Here is a 3,177-nt window from a genome sequence, read left to right as displayed (position 1 = left end):
ACACAGTGGACGCGAGCAACTGAGGACAAGCCCTCGGCCTATTAGTACCAGTCAGCTTCAACCGTTACCGGTCTTCCACATCTGGCCTATCAACCCAGTCGTCTACTGGGAGCCTTAACCCCTCAAAGGGGGTGGGAGTCCTCATCTCGAAGCAGGCTTCCCGCTTAGATGCTTTCAGCGGTTATCCTTTCCGAACGTAGCCAACCAGCCATGCCCTTGGCAGGACAACTGGCACACCAGAGGTTCGTCCGTCCCGGTCCTCTCGTACTAGGGACAGCCCTTCTCAAGACTCCTGCGCGCGCAGCGGATAGGGACCGAACTGTCTCACGACGTTCTAAACCCAGCTCGCGTACCGCTTTAATGGGCGAACAGCCCAACCCTTGGGACCGACTCCAGCCCCAGGATGCGACGAGCCGACATCGAGGTGCCAAACCATCCCGTCGATATGGACTCTTGGGGAAGATCAGCCTGTTATCCCCGGGGTACCTTTTATCCGTTGAGCGACGGCGCTTCCACAAGCCACCGCCGGATCACTAGTCCCGACTTTCGTCCCTGCTCGACCCGTCGGTCTCACAGTCAAGCTCCCTTGTGCACTTACACTCAACACCTGATTACCAACCAGGCTGAGGGAACCTTTGGGCGCCTCCGTTACTCTTTAGGAGGCAACCGCCCCAGTTAAACTACCCATCAGACACTGTCCCTGATCCGGATCACGGACCCAGGTTAGACATCCAGCACGACCAGAGTGGTATTTCAACGGCGACTCCACCTGAACTGGCGTCCAAGCTTCACAGTCTCCCACCTATCCTACACAAGCCGAACCGAACACCAATATCAAACTATAGTAAAGGTCCCGGGGTCTTTCCGTCCTGCTGCGCGAAACGAGCATCTTTACTCGTAGTGCAATTTCACCGGGCCTATGGTTGAGACAGTCGAGAAGTCGTTACGCCATTCGTGCAGGTCGGAACTTACCCGACAAGGAATTTCGCTACCTTAGGATGGTTATAGTTACCACCGCCGTTTACTGGCGCTTAAGTTCTCAGCTTCGCCACACCGAAATGTGACTAACCGGTCCCCTTAACGTTCCAGCACCGGGCAGGCGTCAGTCCGTATACATCGCCTTACGGCTTCGCACGGACCTGTGTTTTTAGTAAACAGTCGCTTCTCGCTGGTCTCTGCGGCCACCCCAAGCTCACACCGTAAAGATGATCACCCAGAATGGCCCCCCTTCTCCCGAAGTTACGGGGGCATTTTGCCGAGTTCCTTAACCATAGTTCACCCGAACGCCTCGGTATTCTCTACCTGACCACCTGAGTCGGTTTAGGGTACGGGCCGCCATGAAACTCGCTAGAGGCTTTTCTCGACAGCATAGGATCATCCACTTCACCACAATCGGCTCGGCATCAGGTCTCAGGCACATGTTGCACGGATTTACCTGCACAACGCCCTACACCCTTACCCCGGGACTACCACCGCCCGGGCTGGACTACCTTCCTGCGTCACCCCATCGCTTACCTACTACCACCTCGGTTCAGCGGCTCCACCACTCCCCTCAACTCCGAAGAGATCAGGGCGGCTTCACGGCCTTAGCATTAATGGATTCGATACTGGGCGTTTCAAAGCGGGTACCGGAATATCAACCGGTTGTCCATCGACTACGCCTGTCGGCCTCGCCTTAGGTCCCGACTTACCCTGGGCAGATCAGCTTGACCCAGGAACCCTTAGTCAATCGGCGCACACGTTTCCCACGTGTGTATCGCTACTCATGCCTGCATTCTCACTCGTGAACCGTCCACCCCTCGCTTCCGCGGAGGCTTCACCCGGCACACGACGCTCCCCTACCCATCACAGCGGGCGTTGGCCCTATAGCTGCAATGACACGACTTCGGCGGTACGCTTGAGCCCCGCTACATTGTCGGCGCGGAATCACTTGACCAGTGAGCTATTACGCACTCTTTCAAGGATGGCTGCTTCTAAGCCAACCTCCTGGTTGTCTCTGCGACTCCACATCCTTTCCCACTTAGCGTACGCTTAGGGGCCTTAGTCGATGCTCTGGGCTGTTTCCCTCTCGACCATGGAGCTTATCCCCCACAGTCTCACTGCCGCGCTCTCACTTACCGGCATTCGGAGTTTGGCTAAGGTCAGTAACCCGGTAGGGCCCATCGCCTATCCAGTGCTCTACCTCCGGCAAGAAACACACGACGCTGCACCTAAATGCATTTCGGGGAGAACCAGCTATCACGGAGTTTGATTGGCCTTTCACCCCTAACCACAGGTCATCCCCCAGGTTTTCAACCCTGGTGGGTTCGGTCCTCCACGAAGTCTTACCTCCGCTTCAACCTGCCCATGGCTAGATCACTCCGCTTCGGGTCTTGAGCGCGCTACTAAATCGCCCTATTCGGACTCGCTTTCGCTACGGCTTCCCCACACGGGTTAACCTCGCAACACACCGCAAACTCGCAGGCTCATTCTTCAAAAGGCACGCAGTCACGACTGTATGTGCAAGCACATACAGCGACGCTCCCACGGCTTGTAGGCACACGGTTTCAGGTACTATTTCACTCCGCTCCCGCGGTACTTTTCACCATTCCCTCACGGTACTATCCGCTATCGGTCACCAGGGAATATTTAGGCTTAGCGGGTGGTCCCGCCAGATTCACACGGGATTTCTCGGGCCCCGTGCTACTTGGGTGGTTCTCAAACGAGCCGTACAGATTTCAGCTACGGGGGTCTTACCCTCTACGCCGGACCTTTCGCATGTCCTTCGCCTATCCATACGGTTTCTGACTCGTCGACCGGCCGGCAGACCGATCAAGAGAACTCCCACAACCCCGTACGCGCAACCCCTGCCGGGTATCACACGCATACGGTTTGGCCTCATCCGGTTTCGCTCGCCACTACTCCCGGAATCACGGTTGTTTTCTCTTCCTGAGGGTACTGAGATGTTTCACTTCCCCTCGTTCCCTCCACACTGCCTATGTGTTCAGCAGCGGGTGACAGCCCATGACGACTGCCGGGTTTCCCCATTCGGACACCCCCGGATCAAAGCTCGGTTGACAGCTCCCCGGGGCCTATCGCGGCCTCCCACGTCCTTCATCGGTTCCTGGTACCAAGGCATCCACCGTGCGCCCTTAAAAACTTGGCCACAGATGCTCGCGTCCACTGTGCAGTTCTCAA

At 56.8% G+C, this 3,177-nt stretch carries 1 rRNA gene; it reads right to left on the bottom strand.

The window, feature by feature from the left end:
• Positions 1-21: 21 nt before the first annotated feature.
• Positions 22-3,145: ribosomal RNA gene (locus ACFVWW_RS34080) — 23S ribosomal RNA — on the bottom strand.
• Positions 3,146-3,177: the final 32 nt, after the last annotated feature.

Source organism: Streptomyces sp. NPDC058198 (assembly GCF_042882605.1).
Taxonomy (GTDB): Bacteria; Actinomycetota; Actinomycetes; order Streptomycetales; family Streptomycetaceae; genus Streptomyces.
The sequence above is the reverse complement of the archived record's forward strand: the minus strand, read 5'-3'. Positions and strand labels throughout refer to the sequence as shown.